General features: G+C 48.7%; 19 protein-coding genes. 10 read left to right on the plus strand and 9 right to left on the minus strand.

Annotation, left to right across the window (positions count from 1 at the left end; genetic code table 11):
- Positions 1-75 precede the first annotated feature (75 nt).
- From AC1VOR_RS19065 to AC1VOR_RS19090, 6 genes are all read right to left on the minus strand, one after another.
- Complete coding sequence (locus AC1VOR_RS19065) at positions 76-1,395, minus strand: ArgE/DapE family deacylase (RefSeq protein WP_482620165.1); 1,320 nt, start codon at positions 1,393-1,395, stop codon at positions 76-78.
- Position 1,396: 1 nt separating this feature from the next.
- Complete coding sequence (locus AC1VOR_RS19070) at positions 1,397-2,227, minus strand: ABC transporter permease (protein WP_482620167.1); 831 nt, start codon at positions 2,225-2,227, stop codon at positions 1,397-1,399.
- A gap of 157 nt (positions 2,228-2,384) precedes the next feature.
- Entirely contained in the window at positions 2,385-3,869 is a 1,485-nt protein-coding gene (locus AC1VOR_RS19075; protein ID WP_482620169.1) for a sugar ABC transporter ATP-binding protein, read from the minus strand.
- A gap of 86 nt (positions 3,870-3,955) precedes the next feature.
- On the minus strand, positions 3,956-4,933 hold the full coding sequence (locus tag AC1VOR_RS19080; RefSeq protein WP_482620171.1) for a sugar ABC transporter substrate-binding protein: 978 nt from the start codon (positions 4,931-4,933) through the stop codon (positions 3,956-3,958).
- 103 nt (positions 4,934-5,036) lie between these two features.
- A complete protein-coding gene (locus tag AC1VOR_RS19085; RefSeq protein WP_482620172.1) occupies positions 5,037-6,056 on the minus strand; it encodes a LacI family DNA-binding transcriptional regulator in 1,020 nt (339 codons plus the stop codon).
- A 132-nt stretch (positions 6,057-6,188) separates the two neighbouring features.
- Complete coding sequence (locus AC1VOR_RS19090) at positions 6,189-7,019, minus strand: cupin domain-containing protein (protein ID WP_482620174.1); 831 nt, start codon at positions 7,017-7,019, stop codon at positions 6,189-6,191.
- A gap of 173 nt (positions 7,020-7,192) precedes the next feature.
- On the opposite strand from AC1VOR_RS19090, the gene AC1VOR_RS19095 reads away from it, so the two are divergent.
- The 3 genes from AC1VOR_RS19095 (at position 7,193) to AC1VOR_RS19105 (ending at position 10,963) form a co-directional block, all read left to right on the plus strand.
- Positions 7,193-8,359, plus strand: a complete 1,167-nt coding sequence (locus AC1VOR_RS19095) for a hypothetical protein (RefSeq protein WP_482620176.1) — start codon at positions 7,193-7,195, stop codon at positions 8,357-8,359.
- A 148-nt stretch (positions 8,360-8,507) separates the two neighbouring features.
- Positions 8,508-9,959, plus strand: a complete 1,452-nt coding sequence (locus tag AC1VOR_RS19100; RefSeq protein WP_482620178.1) for a hypothetical protein — start codon at positions 8,508-8,510, stop codon at positions 9,957-9,959.
- Between the two features lie 149 nt (positions 9,960-10,108).
- On the plus strand, positions 10,109-10,963 hold the full coding sequence (locus AC1VOR_RS19105) for a hypothetical protein (RefSeq protein WP_482620180.1): 855 nt from the start codon (positions 10,109-10,111) through the stop codon (positions 10,961-10,963).
- A 1-nt stretch (position 10,964) separates the two neighbouring features.
- On the opposite strand, the gene AC1VOR_RS19110 is transcribed toward AC1VOR_RS19105, so the two are convergent.
- The 3 genes from AC1VOR_RS19110 to AC1VOR_RS19120 all read right to left on the minus strand — a co-directional run bounded on the left by AC1VOR_RS19110 (position 10,965) and on the right by AC1VOR_RS19120 (position 13,717).
- Positions 10,965-11,738 carry an ABC transporter permease gene (locus AC1VOR_RS19110; RefSeq protein ID WP_482620182.1) on the minus strand — a complete coding sequence of 258 codons (774 nt, stop codon included), beginning with the start codon at positions 11,736-11,738 and terminating at the stop codon, positions 10,965-10,967.
- Positions 11,716-12,699 carry an ABC transporter ATP-binding protein gene (locus tag AC1VOR_RS19115; protein ID WP_482620184.1) on the minus strand — a complete coding sequence of 328 codons (984 nt, stop codon included), beginning with the start codon at positions 12,697-12,699 and terminating at the stop codon, positions 11,716-11,718. The genes AC1VOR_RS19110 and AC1VOR_RS19115 overlap by 23 nt, the downstream gene beginning before the upstream one ends.
- 112 nt (positions 12,700-12,811) lie before the next feature.
- Complete coding sequence (locus AC1VOR_RS19120; RefSeq protein WP_482620186.1) at positions 12,812-13,717, minus strand: class I SAM-dependent methyltransferase; 906 nt, start codon at positions 13,715-13,717, stop codon at positions 12,812-12,814.
- A gap of 248 nt (positions 13,718-13,965) precedes the next feature.
- Here AC1VOR_RS19120 and AC1VOR_RS19125 point away from each other — a divergent pair, with 248 nt between their 5' ends.
- The 7 genes from AC1VOR_RS19125 (at position 13,966) to dapA (ending at position 21,180) form a co-directional block, all read left to right on the plus strand.
- Positions 13,966-14,166: a helix-turn-helix transcriptional regulator gene (locus AC1VOR_RS19125; RefSeq protein ID WP_482620188.1), complete on the plus strand. Its 201-nt coding sequence runs from the start codon at positions 13,966-13,968 to the stop codon at positions 14,164-14,166.
- Positions 14,167-14,172: 6 nt separating this feature from the next.
- Positions 14,173-14,577 (plus strand): hypothetical protein, encoded by a 405-nt coding sequence (locus AC1VOR_RS19130; RefSeq protein WP_482620189.1) that lies wholly within the window; start codon positions 14,173-14,175, stop codon positions 14,575-14,577.
- Between the two features lie 264 nt (positions 14,578-14,841).
- On the plus strand, positions 14,842-15,999 hold the full coding sequence (locus AC1VOR_RS19135; protein WP_482620191.1) for an iron-containing alcohol dehydrogenase: 1,158 nt from the start codon (positions 14,842-14,844) through the stop codon (positions 15,997-15,999).
- A gap of 81 nt (positions 16,000-16,080) precedes the next feature.
- Complete coding sequence (locus AC1VOR_RS19140; RefSeq protein WP_482620193.1) at positions 16,081-17,832, plus strand: PrpR N-terminal domain-containing protein; 1,752 nt, start codon at positions 16,081-16,083, stop codon at positions 17,830-17,832.
- Positions 17,833-17,907: 75 nt separating this feature from the next.
- Positions 17,908-19,263, plus strand: a complete 1,356-nt coding sequence (locus AC1VOR_RS19145; RefSeq protein WP_482620194.1) for a four-carbon acid sugar kinase family protein — start codon at positions 17,908-17,910, stop codon at positions 19,261-19,263.
- The gene (pdxA, locus tag AC1VOR_RS19150) at positions 19,260-20,258 is read left to right on the plus strand and encodes a 4-hydroxythreonine-4-phosphate dehydrogenase PdxA (protein ID WP_482620195.1); all 999 of its coding nucleotides are present in this window, start codon (positions 19,260-19,262) and stop codon (positions 20,256-20,258) included. Before AC1VOR_RS19145 ends, pdxA begins: the two co-directional genes overlap by 4 nt.
- A gap of 31 nt (positions 20,259-20,289) precedes the next feature.
- Positions 20,290-21,180: a 4-hydroxy-tetrahydrodipicolinate synthase gene (gene dapA / locus AC1VOR_RS19155; RefSeq protein WP_482620196.1), complete on the plus strand. Its 891-nt coding sequence runs from the start codon at positions 20,290-20,292 to the stop codon at positions 21,178-21,180.
- The last annotated feature ends 14 nt before the right edge of the window (positions 21,181-21,194 follow it).

Genomic DNA, 21,194 nt, shown 5'->3' on the forward strand with positions numbered 1-21,194 from the left:
TCTTCCTTGGTCACGGCGATATTCGCCTGGGCTAAGTATCCCAGCACTTGTTCTTTGATTTCTTCATACTGCTGTTTACTGATCAATTTCAACGCCTCCTGCAATTCCTACCCAATCGATAATAAAGTTGGCTGTCGCTTTGATATGGTCAATATACTGCTTGATTTCGAGATATTCGTTGATGGTATGGGCTTGATGAATGCGGCCTGGGCCGAAAATAATAACGGGCATGTGGCCGATATTGGCCAGATAAACACCGTCACAGCCTGCTGGAAATCCCGATAAGGTTACTTGGCCGAGTGAACGCTTGATAGAATCCATTGCGGTGGTCACCAAGGGGTGATCCAAATCCGTCTGGAATGCCGAAGTATCCTGATACCAGTGGATGTGGACGGGATGCTCACGCAGCCATTCGTCACCCTCGCATGCTCTTGTCAACCAGTCCTGTACCTCTTGCTTTACCTGGTTCTTATCAACCACTGATTCTTGGCCCTCAACATCATACTCACGCGGGAAGAACTCCACATCGAACCGTACGGTACACTCGCCTGCTACAATTGACGCGCCATCTCCGCCAATAATCTGGCCCACATTAATCGTGGGATTTGATAATAACGGATGTTTCTTGGTCAGTAGCCAGGATTTCTCCAGCTCATACAACGCATTAATCAGCTTGTACGCCTTGTCGATGGCATTAACCCCGAACCCCTTCAGACTGGCGTGAACTGGTCTTCCGACTACCTTGAATTCCGCGAGGAAGGCGCCACGATTCGCGGCATGAACCTCCAGGCCGGTCGGCTCCATAATAATCGCCCCGTCAGCGCGATAGCCCTTCTCCACACAGGCCAATGTGCCATTTCCCCCTGCCTCTTCGTCAACGACGGAGGTGAAGATAACATCTCCCGCAAGCTTGATGCCCAGCTTATGAATCGCTTCAAGTGCCAGGATGGCTGCTCCCAGGCCGCCCTTCATATCGGCTGTGCCTCTTCCGAACAAATATCCGTCTCTCTCCTCGCAGGAGAATGGCTCGCTAGTCCAAAGACTCTCATTGCCCGTATCGACTACGTCGCAATGGCCGTTAATGAGGAGAGATCTCCCGCCTCCACTTCCTTTGAAAGTAGCGACAACATTGGGTCTGTCCGTGTAATCATGGTTCGGGTTGAACCCCGGCAGGTCCTTGATTCGTTCATTTTCCGGTTCAAATATATCGAGCTCATCCGCACCTATTTCGGATAGCTTATTGGCAATAAACTTTTGAATCTCCCCTTCCTTGCCTGTCAGGCCATCATTCACGATACGACTGTCAAAGCTGACTAATTGCTTTAAAAAAGCGACATGCTCCTCTTTGTTGTCCGCTAGGTATTGGTTTATTTGTTGTCTGACACTTACACCCATCTTATCTTCCTCTTTTCTGCTTCTTGCTTTGTGAGGCTACGGCAAGAGCCAAGATGATCCCCGTGAAGATCATTTGATAATAAGAGTTGATATTCATGAGATCCAATCCGTTGTTCAATACACTCATAATCAGCGCACCGATCAGACTTCCGATCACTCCGCCTACGCCCCCAGCTACACTGGCTCCGCCGATGACAACAGCAGCGATGGCGTTAAGCTCCATACCTTGTCCGGCAAGGGGTTGTCCCGAGCCTAGTCTTGAGGCCAGAATCAGACCGCTGACTGCAGCCGTAATCCCGCTGACAACATACACCCAAATCTTGATCTTGTTGACGTTCAACCCGGCAAGTCTTGTTGCTTCCTCATTGCCACCCAGTCCAAAGACATAAGCGCCAAACTTTGTGTGATTAAGAATGATATGGGCAGCAATATACATGAGCAGCAATATGATGACTGGAATCGGTACCACGCCGACAAACCCTCTCCCTAACCAGGCAAAGGAGGCGGGCAAGCCCGAAACGGGATATCCACCGGTGACAGCGAGCGCCAAACCTTGAGATACGCTCATTAATGCCAACGTGGCAATAATCGGAGGGACTTTAAATTTCGAGATAATCAATCCATTGACGAAACCCACGGCTATCCCTACGCCTAATCCGGTTAACACCCCAATGAACACTCCACCGCCGGAGGATATCATAACCTGGGCGGCCAAGGTTCCCGATATGGAAGCGATTGCACCAACGGATAAGTCAATCCCGCCCGCAATGATGACGAAGGTCATCCCAATAGCCAAGAGCGCAATAATCGAGGCCTGTCTCATGATGTTCATCAAATTGTATGTCGTAAAGAAGTCTGGACTCGCCACGCTAAATCCAACAATTAATACAAGCAAGCCGACAAAAGCAGCAAATTCACGTTGTTTGGTCAGTTGAAGCCAAGCTGACTTGCTGCCAGGCTCCAGCTTCCGCTCTTCTTTGCCATCGCGTTTAATGTTGATCTCCTCCCGTTATCAAATGCATCATTGTGTTCATCGTCACGTTCTCGCGGTCAAGCTCACCCGTGATTCGACCTTTATACATTGTATAAATTCGGTCGCTGACTCGCAGGATTTCGTCCAGCTCAGAGGAAATGAATATGATTGACTTGCCACTTTTCACGAGATTATTGATTTCCTGGAATATTTCCTCTTTGGCTGGCACATCGACCCCACGAGTTGGCTCGTCCAGAATCAGAATGTTGCATTCATTACAAAGCCATTTGGCCAGAACTATTTTCTGTTGATTCCCACCACTCAAATTGACCACCATGAACTCCGTATCCGGGGTTTTAATCTTCAGCCTGGAGATATAGTCCCTGACTCGCTCCTTCTCCTGTTGCTTCGAGATAAACGGCCCCCGCGAAAACTTCTTGAGTGTGGCGAACGTGGTGTTCCTGCGGACATTCAAATTCATCAGCAAGCCTTGCTCTTTCCTACTTTCCGGTAGCAATCCGATTCTGTGTTGTATGGCTTGCCGCGGGCTCGATATAGTTACGGACTTGCCATTGATAATAATTTGGCCTTCTCGAATCGGATCTGCTCCAAATAAAGCGCGTACAAGTTCGGTTCTACCGGCTCCTACTAATCCGGCTAATCCTATGACCTCGCCTTTTCGAACATTCAGATGGATATCCTTGACGTTCTCATTGCTTAGTCCTTTAATTTCAAGCGCCGTTTCGTCTTGCACATAATAGCCGGGCTTTTCCGGCTTCTGCATCGCGTTGCCAATCATCATGCTGATGATATTGTCCTTCGTGGCATCCTTAATATCCATGCCGCCCACCATGGTACCGCTTCGCAATACGGTCAGCTTGTCACAGATTTCTAAAATTTCTTCCAGTCTGTGAGAAATATAAATGATGGATACGCCTCTGGATTTCAGATCCTTGATAATTTCAAACAACCTCTCCACCTCGTGGACGGTCAGGGTTGCGGTTGGCTCATCCATGACCAACACCTCGGCATTCAGAGACAGGGCCTTAGCGATTTCTACCATTTGTTGTGCAGCCGTACTCAGCGAAGATACCTTGGCGGTCACATCCAGATTCAGACCGAATTTATCTATCAGCTTCCTGGCATCCTCGTAAACCTTTTTCCAATTTACGAATAAGCCAGCTCCATAAGTAGGTTCCGATGCGTAAAAGATATTTTTGGCAACATCCAGCTCCGGAAGCAGGGTGAACTCTTGATAGATTACACCGATCCCTCTTTTTTTGGCATCCGATGGACTCTCGAACCGCACCTGTTCTCCGTTTAATTCAATGGTGCCTTCTTCGGGGCGATGGGCTCCCGCCAGCACTTTAATCAAGGTCGATTTGCCAGCACCGTTGGCCCCTACCAGAGCGTGAACTTCCCCTTTGCCTAGTTGAAAATTGACGTTTGACAATGCCGTTACTCCAGGGAATTTTTTGGTTACGCCCGTCATTTTGAGCATATGGCCTTTCACCTTGGTCACCTCAGTTCATCTCGGGAATAAGTTATGCGGCAGCCTAGACAGCCGCATAACCTGCAAAGCAATCATTACCATGCAAAGAATTGCGCGTTCTCCTTGGTCAGCAGCTTAACAGGAACATCAATGACGGATGGCGGAGTTTCGCCGTTCAAATAATCAAGTGCGGTATCGATACCAATTTTGCCCATTTCAGCAGGCTGCTGGGCTACTGAACCTCCAACGACCTCACCTTCCATAATCGCTTTGACAGCATCAGGCATGCCATCCACACCAATGGAGAACACTTTGAACTCCTTCTTGGAGGAAGCTAAGATACTGTCGACGGCAATAGCGCCAAAATCATTGACCGCAAATATGGCATCGAGATCCGGAACAGATGTGAGCATATTGTCCGCTGCCTCCATGAACTTATCGGTACTGTTCTCAACCACATTTTTCTCGCGGACGATTTCAATGTCGGGGTGCTTGGCCAGCTCTTCTTTAAATCCGGCAATCCGGTCTGTGAACGAACTGATTGGAGGTCCGCCAAGGATCGCCACTTTACCTTTGCCACCCAGTCTTCCAGCGACATAAGTTCCTGCCGTGGCACCCGCCGTCTTGTTATTTGAGGCGACCAGCGACACAATTTCACCCGAGGAGGGAGCTACATCCAGTGCGATAATCGGGATATTCGCATTGTTGGCCGCTTCTACTGCCGGTGCAACTGCCGCGGAGTCAACCGCATTGAGCAAAATAACGTCAACCTTCTGAGCGATGAGGTTCTCGACGGTGGAGACCTGATCGGCTACTTTAAGCTGTGCATCGGTAACGAGAAGCTTGACATTTTGGGCTGCCGCTTGTTCTTCCAAACCACGCTTCATCGCTTCAAAATAGGGGCTATTGAGTGTCATGAGCGATACACCAATGACAATTTGCTTGGGCGAATCCGACCCGCCCGCCTCGTTGCTGTTTGGATTAGATGCTTTGTTGCCACAGGCGGATAAACTGACAGTAACCAGTGCGATAATGACGACAGCTACAAGCGACATGAACCTTTTTTTCTGCATTTTGAACTCTCCCTTTTGATGTATTTATATAAATGAAATCGATACCATTTTATTGTTTAAAAATGACAGCGGTTTCATTGATATACAAAAAAAGTGCATTGTATTAAACAATGCTATGATTCTGTTTTCTGGACGATTCTCTTTGAATTAAGCTTACTGGGAGTACAATTTCCTTGGGTGCTTCTTCATTTTTGTTCAAAATCCGATCCATAAGTACGGTCATGGCGGTCAAGCCAATCTGATAGGTAGGTTGAGCCACAGCGGTGAAGCTCGGCTGAATATATTGCATCCACTCCACATCATCGAAGACAACCAAGCCTACATCATTCGGAATTTTCATGCCTAACTTGTTCACGGCCTCAAGAACACCCAGCATAATCATGTTGTTGGTTACAAAGATAGAGTCACAATTCGCCTCCAGCAATTCTTTGGTAAGCTGGGCAGCCATATTGCCAAGAAAGTTGCCATACTTGATCAAGCTTTCATCCTCCGGGATGCCTCTATTTTTAAGGGCTTTCTTATATCCCAGAAAACGTTCATAACCGGTCGTCGATTCATTAGAGCCTGCAATGACCCCAATTCTCTTGTAACCAGAGTCAATCAGATGTTCAACTGCTTCAGCACTGCCATTAATGTTGTCGACCAACACGGTGTCGAAGCGATTCTTGTACTTGTCATCCGGTCTACGGTCAACAAATACCGTTGGAAAGCCATTCTCCAGGCGCGTATAGTCATTCATTCCGCCTGTACCTGCGATAATTAGTCCATCTACATTTTTGCTCAATAGCATGTCCAGACATTTTCTTTCTTTCTCCGGTTGTTCATCGGTATTACACAAAACAATATTATAATTGTAATTTTGCGAGACATCTTCAATCCCTCTAACCATACGGGTGAAGAATGGATTAAGAATATTGGATACGATCACTCCAATGGTCTTCGTTTCATTAATTCTCAAGCCTCTAGCCAAGTCGCTACGTTTGTAGTTAAGAGTTTCTATCGCCTCTTGGACCTTAACTCTTGTCTTAGGACTTACTGAAGCGCTTTCATTAAGCACTCTAGAAACCGTTGTTACGGAAACCTTTGCCAATGCGGCAACATCACTAATATTTGCGTTCGCCATCTCTTATTCCCCATTACAATTTGGTATCGATACCATTCAAATCTAGCTCACATTTTGTATCTTGTCAATACTTCTTTGTCGAATTGTGTAGAACAAGTAAAGAATCGGACCCTGCCATACAGAGTTGAACCCCTAATTAAGATGAGCATTCCGTTCCCGGTACGTCTTCGGGGACAGCTTGGCCACAGCTTTGAAGGATCGGTAAAACGTCGATACGGAGTCGTATCCCACCTCGAAGCAGATGGAGATGATGTCCTTATTCGTCTCCTCCAGTAGCTTCTGAGCCACGCGAATCCGTACCTCGGTTAGATATTGCATGGGTGTCATGTCGTACCGTTCTTTGAAAATATTATTGACGTATCGCGTGCTGATGCCAAGCCTGGAGGCAATATCTCCCGCGGTCAGTGGATCAAAATAGTTAGAATCAATATAGCTGCGAATCTTCTCCGCGCGCAGCCTGTTAGAACTGGAGCCTATAGCAGCGGCCTCCGTGTCAACCGAACCCACCAGCAAGAGCAGCAACTGAGACAGTTGTACCTTGAGTGATATGCGAACCAGGGGCGATCCCTCTCTGGATTGCTCAAACAGCATTTTCCTCAGCCATTGACGTAACTCGCTCGCGGCGAACATACCTGGCTTCAATAGACAAGAGGTCGGGAAATAAGCATGCAGCAACTGTTCTCTTAGATCAGCATCGATTACCTTATCATCGAATGCCAATACTAGTAAAGTTAGCCTGGAGTCGGACATGACCGAATGGACCGAATACGGCACAATCAGCACCGTATCATCAACCGTGAGCTTATGTACTTCCCCGTCCAGCCGAATGGCTCCTTCGCCCTCCAGCACAAACAATAGTTGGTGCGCCCCGTGGTAATGCTCGGACACGAGATGCCCATTCATATGCTTCTGCTCGTAGATGTCAATCGCATTTTGGGATAAATCGATCCATTTGATCGTCACGGCACAACCTCCGTCTTTGAAGCGTTTATTTGTTAAGACTATTTTATCGCGCTCGGCAGCTTGGGCACAACATAGGATCCCATTACGCTATTCCAGCCAGATGGTCAGGAAGTATAATAGTCTATACCGAGAAAAGTACGAACACCCATCCCTATCAAAAGGAGTTCCTGCAAATGCCACTACTTCCACTAACTCTCCCGCCGCTTGCTCCTGAGGCGGGACATCTCACCGCGATTCATTCGCTAATAGAGCATTCTTCTAACCCTCATGCTGGTAATACTACGCAATTAAGTGAATCTGCTTCGTCTATCAAGCTACTTGCCGTCAATCATCTTGCCCAACTGCTTACCGTGGAGCTTGTCTCGGGCGAGGTTCATGTTTTGCTAGATTTGGACATTCCTCATTTTGATCCTTCTCTGCCGATCCAGATAGTCGTGAGTCCTAAAGGAGACTGTGCCGCTGTCTCCAATCGCTTTGGTCGTTATGCCGGGGTATACTCCCTTTCCACCTCTGCAGAAATTTTGCAATTGGATCGGGGTCATTATCATGAGGACAAGAGTATGTTTCCTCTCGCCTTTGCTCCCTGTGACGGCAAGCTGCTGCTCGTCCATGGCACAGCCTGGAATCGTCTGGACATGACAGAGATTCCTACGGGGCGGACTTTAGCAAGCAGACCCGTTGAAGCAGCACAAGAGGGCAGAGAAGCACAGAAGCTAGAGGACATTCCTGACTTGAATTATTTTCACGGCAAGCTGTTGGTTTCTCCCGATGGGGCTTGGCTGGCGGATGGAGGCTGGGTATGGGCGCCGGAAGGCTTGGTGCGAACCTATTCCTTGCAGCAGTGGCTGACAAACCCTTGGGAATCAGAGAATGGCGATTCGGTCCGCTATTTCTTCCAGACAGAAGATTGGGATCTTCCGATCGCGTGGCTAAATCATAACAGGCTCGCCGTTTGGGGCCAAGTTGATGTCGATCTGCTGGATGAGGAAGATTGGGCAGACATTGGTGATCGACCTGCCATTGCCGTCTTCGATGTCCGCACGGGGCAATTGACTCAGGCAATTCGCTCCGTACCAGCCTATGCGCTGGCCTCAAAACTCACCGATCCTCCGGCGCCTTTTCCCTATCCCTTGGCAGAGTTGGCTATCTCGGGAGACCGCGCTTTCCTCTGGGGCAACGGCGTTCCGCTGCAAGCCTGGCGCTTCTCTACCTCAGCTCTGGAGGAAATATTGCGAGAAACAGGTCATTACCCTACGATTTATCATCCGGAAGCGGGGGTATTTATTGAGCTTACTCGCGAAGGGAATTGCGCGGTATTTCGCTATGTAGAACAAAGCTAGAAATAGACTGCGGCAGCTATTTTCGGGCCTCTTTCGCCTTCTATACTATGATTCTAGAAAATGTTACAAGTAATCTTAACAAAAACCTATAATTGGTATATTCTAGAATAGAAGTAAAAATATATTGTGTGAAAGAGGTGTTCCGTACATGAGAAAATCGTTATCCGTAGTAATGGTCATGAGTTTATTCTTCAGCCTCTTCTTTACTCTAGGTGCGTCGGCAGCGCCAGACGTAACCCAGTCAGGGATTGCTCCTGAAGCGCTCGTCTCCGAGCCATTGCAACTGCCGGACAGTGAGGTCGTCACTGAGCTTACCCGATCAGAATCTGATCTGGACACAGCCAAGTTAAAGTCTCACCCGGTAAAAGCCGCGCTGAACCTCGATTCAGCCAGAATTGCTTCCACCGTGCAGGAAGGATTGACAGCAGATCTGCAAGCACTCAATAGCGTGACGGCGACAGCATCGACTTATACATACACAGGCTATATTGAGCAAGCAGGCAATTCTTCTTTTCTATATCCTATTTACGTAGACCCGGGTAGCATTCTTCAAGCGCAACTAGATGCCCCAGCCTCAGCCCAATTAGACTACGATCTGTACCTCTATGAATTCGATATGTCCACTGGGGATTTGAACCCGACCCCTATTGATTACTCCATTTACGGAACTTATCTGAATAACAATAAGACTTTATCGGAGAATGTCGGGACGCGAAATGCCGTTTCGTATGCTAAGGCATATTTACTTGAAGTGCACGGTGCAGTCGGAGCGAGCATCAACGAGCCGTTCTATCTGACGGTCTCCACAAGCTCAACCTATGATGCTTACGAGACGGACGAGAATGCTCTGCATGCTTATCCGTTCACAGTAGCCCTGGGAGGCTCTACGCTGGCCAGCCGCTCTATCAATTCCGAGATTGATCAGGATTGGTATGCCATTACGGTTCCTGAGAGCAGAAATTATGATGCCATGCATATCAGTCTGGATCAGGCTTCCGTTGGCTACGGCTACAAGGCCGAATTATATGGTGCCTTAAGTGGCAACCGGATGGCACTTGTTCCTGCTCAGAACGGTAATGTATCACTTGGAACCGGCACTTACTATTTGCGCGTATACACGACTAACACCTACTCTGATGCCAACTATTCTCTGAATCTGCGCCCTGTCTTGCGGGCAGATAAAATCGTGATCACTGGCTACAATTCAGATGGCGGACCTAACGCTTATCCTAGCTATATGTACGGCAAGTATTACCGCATTACGGGCAGAACCTTCACTGTAACCGGTGTGGCTACCACCGCGGACAACTATGCCGTGGCCAATACCGAAGTTGATGTTACTTGGGTCAATGATTATTGGTCTGAGTCAAGCAACAACAGATACCGGAGTGCACGAGCCATTACTAATAGCAATGGTCAGTTCTCGGTTACATTGTCCTTACCGCCTTCCACAGGAAGTATTAGCGAGTATATTCCTGGTGCCATAAGCTTTACGCACTATTACGATCTTTGCGGTGTGGTAGCAGGTGTCACCAGCCGTTCAAATGTGTATACTACCGATGTTGTCTATCACTTTGCGTACAGTATATACGGAGGTTAAGAGAACACCTTCAAAAGAAGCAACCATCAGTTCATGTGAACTGATGGTTGTTTTCTTTTCGTCTATCTGTAAAAAACAAGGAGACAAATGCCGATAATGTGGATAAAAGAGGATATATTTAATAAATAATGGGAGATGATCTTTTTATCATGAAAATTCAAAGCTCAAGCCCACAGGATATCTACCTGTACACTCACGGCAAAAAACAGAGCGGTCAGCCCGCCTTGCAGTCAGGTACCATCTCTGGCTTGTCCCATGATACCGACACGATTGAGATTAGCACCACAGCCAGAACGCTGGCTGCTTCCGATGTTACCCATCACGCACCTGTCTATTTTGGCAACGCACAAATTCATGAATCGTTATCCCGGCTTCTCCAGGATCAACCTGATGAGGTTAAAGACGCCGTTTATGGCCTTATCTCCTCTAATCTGAACACCGACACCCCTAGTGGAGAGGATCACGCAGCCCTACTAGAGCTGGGCTTGGCACAAGGGGAATATATCGCTAACAATTACATGGAAGGCAGCCATGCGACAGAATTGATGAACACCCTCCAGCAAATTGCCGACTTCTCCCAGGCTCGGACTGTAGATCCCGAGACAGGTAAATTCCAAGCTGCCGCTCTTCCCTCGCGACCTGTCGGAGCCCCTGAGGATTACGTGGATCTGACCTATATGATGAAGAAATACGAGCCAGAGACTTTGGCTAAGCTAGAAGAAGCCATTACCAGCGGCAAGGACTGGGCCAGCATCTTGCTTGGCTTTGCGAAGAAGGTACCTACGCAAAAAGAGTGGGTGCAGCCCCAGCAGGCAGCAACCACCCAAAATAAACAATCTATTGAGGACATCATGAGTAATAATAGATTCGGCCAGGCCGGGGCAGACAGCTTGGCTGTGTTTGCCGAGGACATCAGAAGCGTGCTCGCCAAGGGCAGTCTGTCAAATACAGATCTGCTTACAAGTAACTTAGATGCCTTTATCCGTACGCTAGGTAGAGCTTGAGTTAATATTGGCCCAGCAGGCCTTTCTTCATGGCTACTCGCTCACACGAATGGAACACAAGGAGCCCCAGAGTTAAATACACCACGGAATTGACTAACAGCACGCCATAATCGGACAAAGGTAACTCCATCAGTGTCAGGTCCTGGAGCATAACGTTTCTGACCATATCAACCCCCTTCACGAAGGGAGCAAAGGCCAGAAATGGAGCGACGGACAGCGGGACAAACACCAGTGCCATCAAAACGAACTGGAAGATTTGCAGGAAAGCCTGGATTTGCTTCACGATGATGGCCAGACCTGCGATCATAAAGCTGACTCCGAGCATGCTTACCATCGTAACAAGAATGATAGGAATCGTTGTCATTGGGTTAAGACTTAGCCACTGACCAGAGGTCACCATCGCCCCATAGAGCAAGAGGACCATGATGACAGATTGTAAGCCGAATTGGCTGATGATGCGAGTGAGCATGATTTTCCATACGCCCATAGGTGACATGTAAATCTGCTCCAGGGTACCCCGCGTGGCTTCGGTGATGACCGAAAAGCCAATAAAGTTCATGGTCATCATCGTTAAGCTCCAGAAGACGACACTGACAATCGAATACTGGACATTCATTTCAAAGCTGGCCGGATCGCCGATGAACATAATGCCAAAGAAGGCCGCCAGGAAAATAATATAGAAGGTACATACCAAGGCAAGTGTATTCGGTAGGTACCGTTTCATTTCGATGTATTCCTTGCGGAAGTTGGCATTAAATAGATGGAGCCATCTCATGAGCCATACCTCCTTTTACGATCTGGATAAATACCTGTTCAAAGTCAATGGTCGTACGGTCGATGCTCTCCACCATGGTTCCGTCCTCTTTCAGCAAATCAAACAGTTCATAAATCTCCTGGCCTTGCTCCAGATTAACCTCCAGAACAGACTCATGGGCATGGGCTGTATAGGTGCTCATTGGAAACCGGAACCGCAGCTTATTCTCCTGGCCCACACTGAGTGGCCCACCCAGCTTGATTGAATAGGCTCTTGTCTCGAACAGTCTCATGAGGTTATCCACCCTGTCGTCTACTACAACCTCACCCTTGTTGATGATAATGGCGCGCTCGCAAAGCTCCTGAACAACGGGCATGTCATGGGAGCTAATAATAATGGTACGCTGTTCTTCCCTCACAATCGTTCGTAAGATTTTACGCAATTCATAGCTTACCTCGACATCCAGGCCCAATGTTGGCTCATCCAGTAAAATAACATCCGTGTTCGCCAGTAAGGCAATGGCGATGGCCAGCTTCTGTTGCATCCCCCGGGATAAACCGCTAACCAGTTCATGCTCCTTCTCCTTCAGGTTGAATTGCTGGAGCAATTTATCAGCCTGATTGGCGATTTGCTTGCGAGAGTATCCTCGATTGCCAGCAAAATACTCCAGGTTCTCCCGCACGGTCAGCCTCCAATACAGATTACGATTTCCTTCTAGCACGGCACTGATATTCTCCAGCGCTTTAAGTCTCTTCTTCCCCATATCCAGACCATTAATATGGATGGAACCACTATCCGCCTGCAGCAAGCCGCAGAGCATTTTAATGGTTGAGGTCTTCCCTGCGCCATTGGGGCCCAGCAAGCCCAGCACCTCACCTCGATGAACATCGAAAGAAACGTCGCGGACCGCATGTACCTTTTCTTTCGTATTCCTTTTCCCGTAAGCCTTGCTGATGCCCCTGACTTCAATAATTGTCTCCATCGCCCTTATCCCTCCCTCTCCCAAGCAAACTAAAGTAGCCTGCTTCCAGATTCCTACATTTATCTTACTTAGGAAGTCGGAGGTGTTAAACTGTCTGCAGACGGAACCTGCCTCAGTCTGCGGGAGGAGATTGGAGTGTGTACATACTCTGATCCTCTAGGCGAATCAGTACCTTCCCATAGCGCCCCTCCTCCCGGATGACGACCTGATCGGATGGATAGGCCTGTGCTAAATAATCGCTGACAATCTTACGTTTATGATCATCCATCGGTAGGCGGTGGTGGTGTTCCAACCAAGTCATCACTTCCTGTATAGCCACTTCGTTGGTGACTTCCTTCGACTTGCCTTCTCTCGTCACCAGCGATTCATAGGAATACCCTTTAAGGTACAATAGATGTAATAAATAACCCATTTCGGTAAGCTTCGATGGATAGGGCTGATCCGTGACCAGCGGCCAAACTTCCTTGACCAGGTTATGCTCAGAAGGAACGACCGGCATACTGAGATAACAGAACTTGCTGGCACACTGAAGCAACTTCTCTACACTTTCCCAATCATGAATGACTGGACACATCGAGACAAAAACCAGATCAAAGGACTTGTCCCAGCCCATCGCCGCGACGTCAATCTCTTCAAATGGGGAGGGTACAATTTGCACCTGTCCTTCGGCAAAATCTGAAGTATTCTGCTTCAACAAGTCAATTAACGGGGGCGAGGTCTCTATCGCCGTTATCTTGGCCCCTCGCTCTGCGAACGGCACCGAGAATACTCCGGATGCTGCGCCAATATCGAGTACAGAGACATTGTCCAGCATTACTCCCTGCCCCTCCAGCCAACCCATAATTCGCCGGGATCGCTCTTTGCCTTCTTTACTGAACGATTGCTGGTCAAAGGTCTGTGCCTTAGCGTCAAAGGATCTGGTAAAATCGATCCCATTCTTCTTCATTCTGGCACGCTTCACATCAGACTCTTCCTTCCACATGCGCTCCCACACTTCTGCATTAAAAAAATCACTCATCGAAATCCCACACTTTCTATAATAGAATTAAATAAAACATTTAAAGACCTTTAATATCCATTATTAAAATAAATAAAAAAATAGATCAAGCTTTTTAATTATGGATATATATTGTCTATAATATGGGATTGAACTATAGATTGCAATACCCATTTTATAACTAAATGTAAAGTTAACTTGACTTTTTCAACCTTTTGCTATATTTTTAATGTAAAGTTAGCTTTACAACACAGAGTGAGGTAATTGGTTTGAAAAACAAAATTGAATTCTTCCGGCGTGAGTACCAGATGACTCAGCAAGAGCTCGCTGAACGGGTTAACGTATCAAGGCAAACGATTATTTCGTTGGAAAGAGGACGATATAGTCCCTCGATCAGGCTGGCTTACAATATTGCCCGTGTGTTTAACACAACGATTGAGCAGGTTTTTATCTTTGAGGAAGAGGAGTGATGGGATTTGAGAACATGGAACCTGGCTTCCATCGGCATGGGTATCATCGGTGTGATTGTTTTTACAATAGCTCTCTATCAAGCCATAGTGCTAAATAACGACGAACTGTCAGTTGCTATGCCACTGGGGTTTGGCTTACTCCTTTGCTCCATCATCAATTTTATCGTGCTGTACTTGAATAAAAAGAAAGCAAACCAAGTCCCCCAGACGGAAAATGACGAGCGGATTATAGCACATGGAAAATCTGCTCTATCCGTTGGTTTTATGGTAATGACTTTGGTTAGTATCACGATCATGGTATTGTACCAGTTCAGGCTCGAATTAAATGGTTTCGATTCAGCCATTGTGATGCTGTTAAGTGGCATTCTATCCAGCTTGGTATATTTTGTCTATAAGCTTTCCAGGTATTGAAATGACACGCACATATCCTGATTGCAGCAACAACGGCCTTCACCCCATTTTTCAATGGGATGGAGGTCGTTTTGCTTTATTGGGCAATGCTATGAAGAGTCCATCCTATAGCCAAAAGTTCATTTCTAGATAATATTAGTTGCATAATACAACATTATTTTAATTTAACCTTTCAACAATGAACAAAGTGTTGTAATAAAGCAACGTTATGCTATACTTAGGGCGATAGTTGATGTATCAAGTCATCTAGAGGAGAAGATAAAGATGGAACAGTATTTCTTTCAAACGGCTCGTAGTATTATCGCGGGTTGCGGCTCCTTAGAGCGAATTGTGGAGCATCTGCAAAGGTTGGGTCCGTTGAAATCGGTACTTCTGGTATCCCAACCCTTCCTTCAAAGCAGCGGGACGCTGGATGAAGTGACAGCTCTCTTGAACCGTGGCGGCATCGCCGTGCACCCAAATACTGATGTTCAGCCTGAACCGACTATTGCTCAGCTCGATGAGCTCTATAGCGCCATTGCCGAAGTTCCTTGTGATGCCATTATTGGTATCGGCGGAGGCAGTGTACTCGATGTCGTGAAGCTGCTATCTGTGATGAAAACCAATCATCTGTCTGTACGAGAAATGCTGGGAACCGATCTGATCCCGAATCCGGGTATCCCGACGGTACTGATTCCTACCACTTCCGGCACTGGCTCAGAAGTAACGCCAAACGCCATTGTGACTTTACCGGAGGAAGAGTTGAAGATCGGTGTGGTCAGTCGCTATTTGCTGCCTGAACTCGTTATTTTGGACCCGCTATTGACGCTGGGCCTGCCACCTGAGATTACGGCTTCTACGGGTATGGACGCCTATACTCATGCGCTGGAATCGTTTATATCAAACAAGGCCAATCGGTTTAGCGATATGTTTGCCTTGGAATCCATCCGCAATATCTCCGGGAGCATATTGCAGGCTTATCATCACGGTGACGACAGACAAGCGCGGGAAGCGATGCTGATTGGCTCCATGTATGGAGGAATGGCGCTTACTTGTGCTGGAACGGCGGCTGTTCATGCGATGGCTTACCCCATCGGCGGAAAGTTCCATGTGCCGCATGGCGTAGCTAATTCCATGCTACTGCCCCATGTGATGGAGTTTAATCTCGACGCCATTGTGGAACGGCTAGCGATCGTTGCCGGAGCGATGGGCCTTCAGACAGGAGAAGGACAACAACGTGATGCGGAACGTGTGATTGAACAGATTCGATTGTGGACGCAGGAGATGAGTATTCCTCAGGATCTGACGCTCTTTGGAGCAGCACGTGAAGACATTCCTGAACTGTCGCTGGCCGCTTCTCAGGTTACCCGGCTAATGAACAATAATCCGAAATCGATGACACTTGACGATATTGGATCTGTGTACGCCAAGCTCTTCCATTAAGCCTCGGCAGGACTGTTTAATACTGCCTAAAGAGTAATGGTTGGGTTATAATGGCATAAAAAAACAAGGATGAGTCGTTGCATGAAAATTAAAACCATCGTCATTGCTCCTTACCCGGGGTTATCTGAATTAACGCTGAGTTTGCAGGATGATCTGCAGGAGTTCGAAGTTGTTGTAGAGCATGGAGATCTGTCCAGGGTGCTGCCGCTGATTAGTCGCATTCATATGGAAGGCTATGACGTCATTATCAGTAGAGGCGGTACCGCCAAGCTGCTGCAAGAGCACTCTTACCTGCCGGTTGTAGAGATTCCTGTTTCTGGATTCGACATACTACGAATTCTGACCCTCGTAAAAGGATATAATGCCAAATGTGAAATGATTGGATTTCCCAACATTATCGAAGGCTTCATGTCCGTGTCCAGCTTGATGGAGGTCAATATCTCTTACAAGGTGATCCATCAAGAGCAGGAAGTCGAAGCTGCGCTTGCAGATGCCAAGGCCAGAGGCATTCAGGTGGTCATTGGTGACAGCATCACGGTCAAAATGGCAGCGGAAAGCGGAATGCAGGGCGTGCTGATCACCTCCGGCAAAGAGTCATTAATGGAAGCGTTCTCGCGGGCAAGACAACTCCATAAATCGGCTGAGAAGCTACGGAACAAGAACGAGATGTACGAGTCCATGCTAGGCAAATTGCAAGGTGGGTATGCGGCTGTAGATCAGGGCGGCAAGCTGAAGTTCGCCAACTCCTGCTTCAAGCAACTGCTGAAGCTTCCTGACACTGCAGATACGTTGTATACCCTATATCCAGGTCTGCGTGAAATGCTGCGCGATGTTAGCCGGGGGGCAGAATTTGACCGGACAACAGCTGTATATGAACCGGAACAGGGCCTGGTTCTACAAGTACAATCACTACCCATCACCGATGAACGACAGCTCTATATGCTACTTGCGTCCAACGAGGAACCCGAACATATCGGTCTCACCGCCAGCTACCTTCTGGCCGATGCCCCTTACTTCTCCCATCAGGAAGAAGATCGGCAAGAGGCGGACTTCCTGGCCTATCCAGTAGCGGTATATGGTGAAAAGGGTAGCGGACGCAAGCGCTACATTATTAATGCCACGATCGCGGAATCCCGGGACGGTATCCTGTACCTCAAGATTCGCCAATCGTCGGAAGAAGTGCTGAAGGTCATGATGGAACTAATGCTGTACGGCGGCGGTCGCGTCACCGCTATTGAAGGAGTTGAGATCCTTTCGGCTAAGCAGCAAAGAGAGCTGGCAGAGTTCATCCTCAAGCGCAAGGTGAAGACGGTGTTCCTATTTGATAAAGACCCGGAGACACTAGCTACTGAGGAACAACTGGCTGGCAAGTTGCTTCGCAGCTTTCAAAGCCGCAACTTCTCCCTTCCCGCCTTACGAGATACATCCTGGCTGGAACGTAGCATCCGTGCCTGCCTGATCTGGACGAACGAACGTCAAGGCAAGCAGATTGTGGGCATTCGGGAAGAAGTGATGGAGGTGCTGCTGGCACACCCATGGCAGGGTAATTTTACCGAGCTACGCACAGTGATGGACCTGTTTGTCTCCGCAGCAGAAGGACCGTTCATTGAACAGGAAGCGTTGAACTTACTGGAAGAAGGAAGCCGAAAAGCTCAGAGCGTATTGGCTCCAGACCTGAGCAAAGATGGATTGAACCTGCGGCAACCGCTGGAGGACATTGAGCGAGATATTATCCGCACCGTGCTGGAGCAGGAGGATATGAACCAGTCCCTCGCCGCCAAGCGGCTTGGCATCAATCGCTCCACCCTATGGCGTAAATTAAAAAAAGACTAACTATAAATAAGTAACTGCCTCTGGAGCAGTATGGGACCGTACTTGTGTATTGGTTGTATGGAGGGGGGTAGAAAATTGAACATTGCCGTCATCGCAGATGACTTAACCGGAGCAAACGATACAGGCGTACAGATGGCCCGTCAAGGCTTGGCCACTTCTGTACTGCTTGAGCTAAAAACGGGCGGTGAACAAGAAGCCGTTGTATTTGATACCGACAGCCGCTCTCTCCCTCCCCTGGAGGCTTATCAGAGAGTCAAAGATGTATGTCTGTTCCTGGAGCGTGGTGGAGAAGCATCCGCTCCTGTCGTATACAAAAAGTTTGATTCCACGCTGCGTGGAAATATCGGAAGTGAATTGGATGCTGTCTATGAGACGCTGCAGCCTGACTTTATTGTCATCGCTCCTTCTTTTCCCAGGGCTGGTCGCACGTTAAAGAACGGGATTGTGTATGTGAACGGAAGGCCGCTGCATGAGACAGAGATGGCTTATGATCCCAAGCATCCCGCTACAGAATCCACCTTCTCGGCGATCCTTGAGCGGCAAAGCCGTCATCCGTCAGCCCTCATCTCATTGGAATGGCTTAGAGGAGAGCGCGCCAGGCTAAATGAAAGGATTGCTGGATATCGTAATTCAGGAATTCCCTATCTGGTGTTTGATGCAGACCGGGAGGAGGATTTGGCCTTAATTGCTTCCTTATTCCCCCAAGGGGCGGGGCGGCCGAAAGTGGTATGGGCCGGTTCAGCAGGCTTGGCTGGAGCCCTAACGGCGCAAATTCTCCGCACTATGAGAGAAGATCCGAAGCAAGCTAATATGATATTATTGGGCAAAAAAACAGCATTGCCTACCAGAAATTCCCTGTATAACGATGCGAACTGTGTGATTATTGTGGTCGGCAGCGTTAACCCGTGGTCACGCCGTCAGCTCACTGAACTGGTGAAGGAAGAAAATGTGTCGGCCATCGTGGTTGAATCAAGTAAGCTGCTCTTCCCTACCTCTTGTGAAATAGAATTAGACCGCGTTCGCAGGCTGGCCATAGACAGGATTTCGCGAGATGGCAAGCATGTAGCACTCTATACCTCGGGTGATCCGGAAGAAGTTGAACGAGTCCGCAAGCTCGGGGAGAGCAATGGGTTAAGCCCTACAGAGGTTGGTGAACGCATCAGTGCTGAACTCGGACGTGTGGCTGCTGAGATTATCGCCGAATGCGGAATTCGCCATATGGTACTGACCGGGGGAGATACCGCGAAGCAAGTCTGCCGCCATTTAAGCGATGTAGAGATCAAGCTGATTGATGAGGTGGAGAACGGGGTACCCCTGGGGCGGACGCCGGGTGAATCAGGCAGATATATTATAACGAAAGCAGGAGCTTTCGGTAGCGATCAGGTATTGGTCCGCTCCATGAAAGCCTTGCAGAGAGGTGTGAGCATATGAAGCCGATTATTGCCATTACGATGGGGGATGCAGCCGGTGTTGGGCCCGAGATTATCGTGAAAGCGCTATCTCATGCTGATGTCTACGACATCTGCCAGCCGATTGTCATCGGTGATGCCGATACGCTGAAGCGAGCGATTACGATCTCAGGACAGAAGAATCTGGAGATTCGCACGGTGGAGAGAGTAGCGGAAGCGCGCTTTGAGCAAGGGAGTATTGATTGCATCGACCTGCATCTTTTGCCGGAAGCCTTGCCTTTCGGGCAATTGTCTGCCGCAGCAGGAAATGCGGCATTCCATTATATCGCCAAGGCCGTGGAATTAGCCAAAGCGGGCGAAGTTCAGGCCATCTGTACTGCCCCCCTTAACAAGGAAGCCCTGCATAAGGGAGGCCATCTCTACCCGGGACATACTGAAATTTTGGCCAAGCTGACGGAGACCGAGGATTTCTCTATGATGTTGTCCACGGGGCAACTCAAGGTCATCCATCTGACGACTCATGTGGGACTAATCAAAGCAGTGGAGATGATTACCCCGGAACGCACCTATAATGTGCTTAAGCTAGCGGATCAGGTACTGCGAACAGCAGGCAATGAGCATCCACGCATTGCCCTGTGCGGAATCAATCCTCATGCCGGAGAGAATGGCTTGTTCGGGAACGGAGAGGAAGAAGAGAAGCTGGTTCCAGCCGTGGAAAAAGCGCGGGCAGAAGGCATGGATGTATTTGGTCCAGCACCGGCAGACACTCTCTTTTACCGAGCCATGCGCGGAGACTTCGATATCGTTGTAGCGTGCTATCATGACCAGGGCCATACGCCGATCAAGGTGCTTGGTATCGAAGAAGGCGTCAATATCACCATCGGCCTGAAGGGAGGTATTATCCGCACCTCCGTTGACCACGGCACAGCCTTTGATATTGCCGGTAAGGGCATTGCAGATGAACGAAGCATGCTGGCAGCCATCCGTTCTGCCGTCGAGTTGGCTCCGCAAGTCTAGAGACATGAACAACAAGGAAGGACTGAGGTCAATGCTGGAAGTAAAGGGAATTATACCTGCGATGGTCACCCCGTTCAATCCCCAGGAGGAGATCGACGAGAAGGCCTTGCGGGAGATGGTCAACCGTTATATTGAAGCCGGAGTACATGGACTCTTTTGCCTCGGAACCAATGGAGAATTCTTTAACCTGTCGTTTGAAGAGAAGCTGACCGTTGCGCAGATCGTAATTGATGAGACAGAAGGACGCGTGCCGGTGTATGCCGGGGCAGGCTGTCCGGGAACGAGCGAGACTCGCCGTCTTGCTCAGCGACTGGAGCAAGCTGGAGCCGATGCACTATCAGTCATTACGCCGTATTTTCTGACCTACACGCAGCCAGAATTGCAATATCACTTCGAGGCTGTGGCTGGAGACACATCGCTCCCTATCGTGCTCTACACCATTCCGGCGCGTACAGGCAACACGCTCACCGTGCAGACCGTAGCCAAGCTGGCTGAGTTACCCAACATAGTAGGCATCAAGGACAGCAGCGGCAGCTTCGATAACATCTTGCAACTGATTGATCGCACACCGGATTCGTTCTCTGTGCTTGCCGGAACCGATTCACTGATCTTGTCCGGGCTTATGTCAGGGGCTAAGGGGGCTATCGCGGCAACAGCCAATATTTTTCCTTCCACAGTGGTATCCATTTATGAGCATTGGAGCCGTGGTGAGTATGAGCAGGCAGAACAGGCACAACGCGTTCTTCGTGAATTGCGGGCAGCCTTCGCTCTCGGCACCTTACCTTCGGTGTTAAAAGCGGTACTCGATGAGATCGGTTTGTCGGCAGGACCGTCCCGCCGTCCCGTTGCTCCGTTAACACCACAGGCGCTCAAAGAAGTACGCCAGATGGTGGCTAATTACACGGAGAGAGGTTTACTATGAAATTCGTTAATATT

Source organism: Paenibacillus sp. 1SOY10 (assembly GCF_056836745.1).

Coding starts and splice junctions, on each gene's coding strand:
- AC1VOR_RS19065 (WP_482620165.1), bottom strand. CDS start 1,395: ATGGGTGTAAGTGTCAGACAACAAATAAACCAATACCTAGCGGACAAC.
- AC1VOR_RS19070 (WP_482620167.1), bottom strand. CDS start 2,227: ATGAACATCATGAGACAGGCCTCGATTATTGCGCTCTTGGCTATTGGG.
- AC1VOR_RS19075 (WP_482620169.1), bottom strand. CDS start 3,869: ATGCTCAAAATGACGGGCGTAACCAAAAAATTCCCTGGAGTAACGGCA.
- AC1VOR_RS19080 (WP_482620171.1), bottom strand. CDS start 4,933: ATGCAGAAAAAAAGGTTCATGTCGCTTGTAGCTGTCGTCATTATCGCA.
- AC1VOR_RS19085 (WP_482620172.1), bottom strand. CDS start 6,056: ATGGCGAACGCAAATATTAGTGATGTTGCCGCATTGGCAAAGGTTTCC.
- AC1VOR_RS19095 (WP_482620176.1), top strand. CDS start 7,193: ATGCCACTACTTCCACTAACTCTCCCGCCGCTTGCTCCTGAGGCGGGA.
- AC1VOR_RS19100 (WP_482620178.1), top strand. CDS start 8,508: ATGAGAAAATCGTTATCCGTAGTAATGGTCATGAGTTTATTCTTCAGC.
- AC1VOR_RS19105 (WP_482620180.1), top strand. CDS start 10,109: ATGAAAATTCAAAGCTCAAGCCCACAGGATATCTACCTGTACACTCAC.
- AC1VOR_RS19110 (WP_482620182.1), bottom strand. CDS start 11,738: ATGAGATGGCTCCATCTATTTAATGCCAACTTCCGCAAGGAATACATC.
- AC1VOR_RS19115 (WP_482620184.1), bottom strand. CDS start 12,699: ATGGAGACAATTATTGAAGTCAGGGGCATCAGCAAGGCTTACGGGAAA.
- AC1VOR_RS19120 (WP_482620186.1), bottom strand. CDS start 13,717: ATGAGTGATTTTTTTAATGCAGAAGTGTGGGAGCGCATGTGGAAGGAA.
- AC1VOR_RS19135 (WP_482620191.1), top strand. CDS start 14,842: ATGGAACAGTATTTCTTTCAAACGGCTCGTAGTATTATCGCGGGTTGC.
- AC1VOR_RS19140 (WP_482620193.1), top strand. CDS start 16,081: ATGAAAATTAAAACCATCGTCATTGCTCCTTACCCGGGGTTATCTGAA.
- pdxA (WP_482620195.1), top strand. CDS start 19,260: ATGAAGCCGATTATTGCCATTACGATGGGGGATGCAGCCGGTGTTGGG.
- dapA (WP_482620196.1), top strand. CDS start 20,290: ATGCTGGAAGTAAAGGGAATTATACCTGCGATGGTCACCCCGTTCAAT.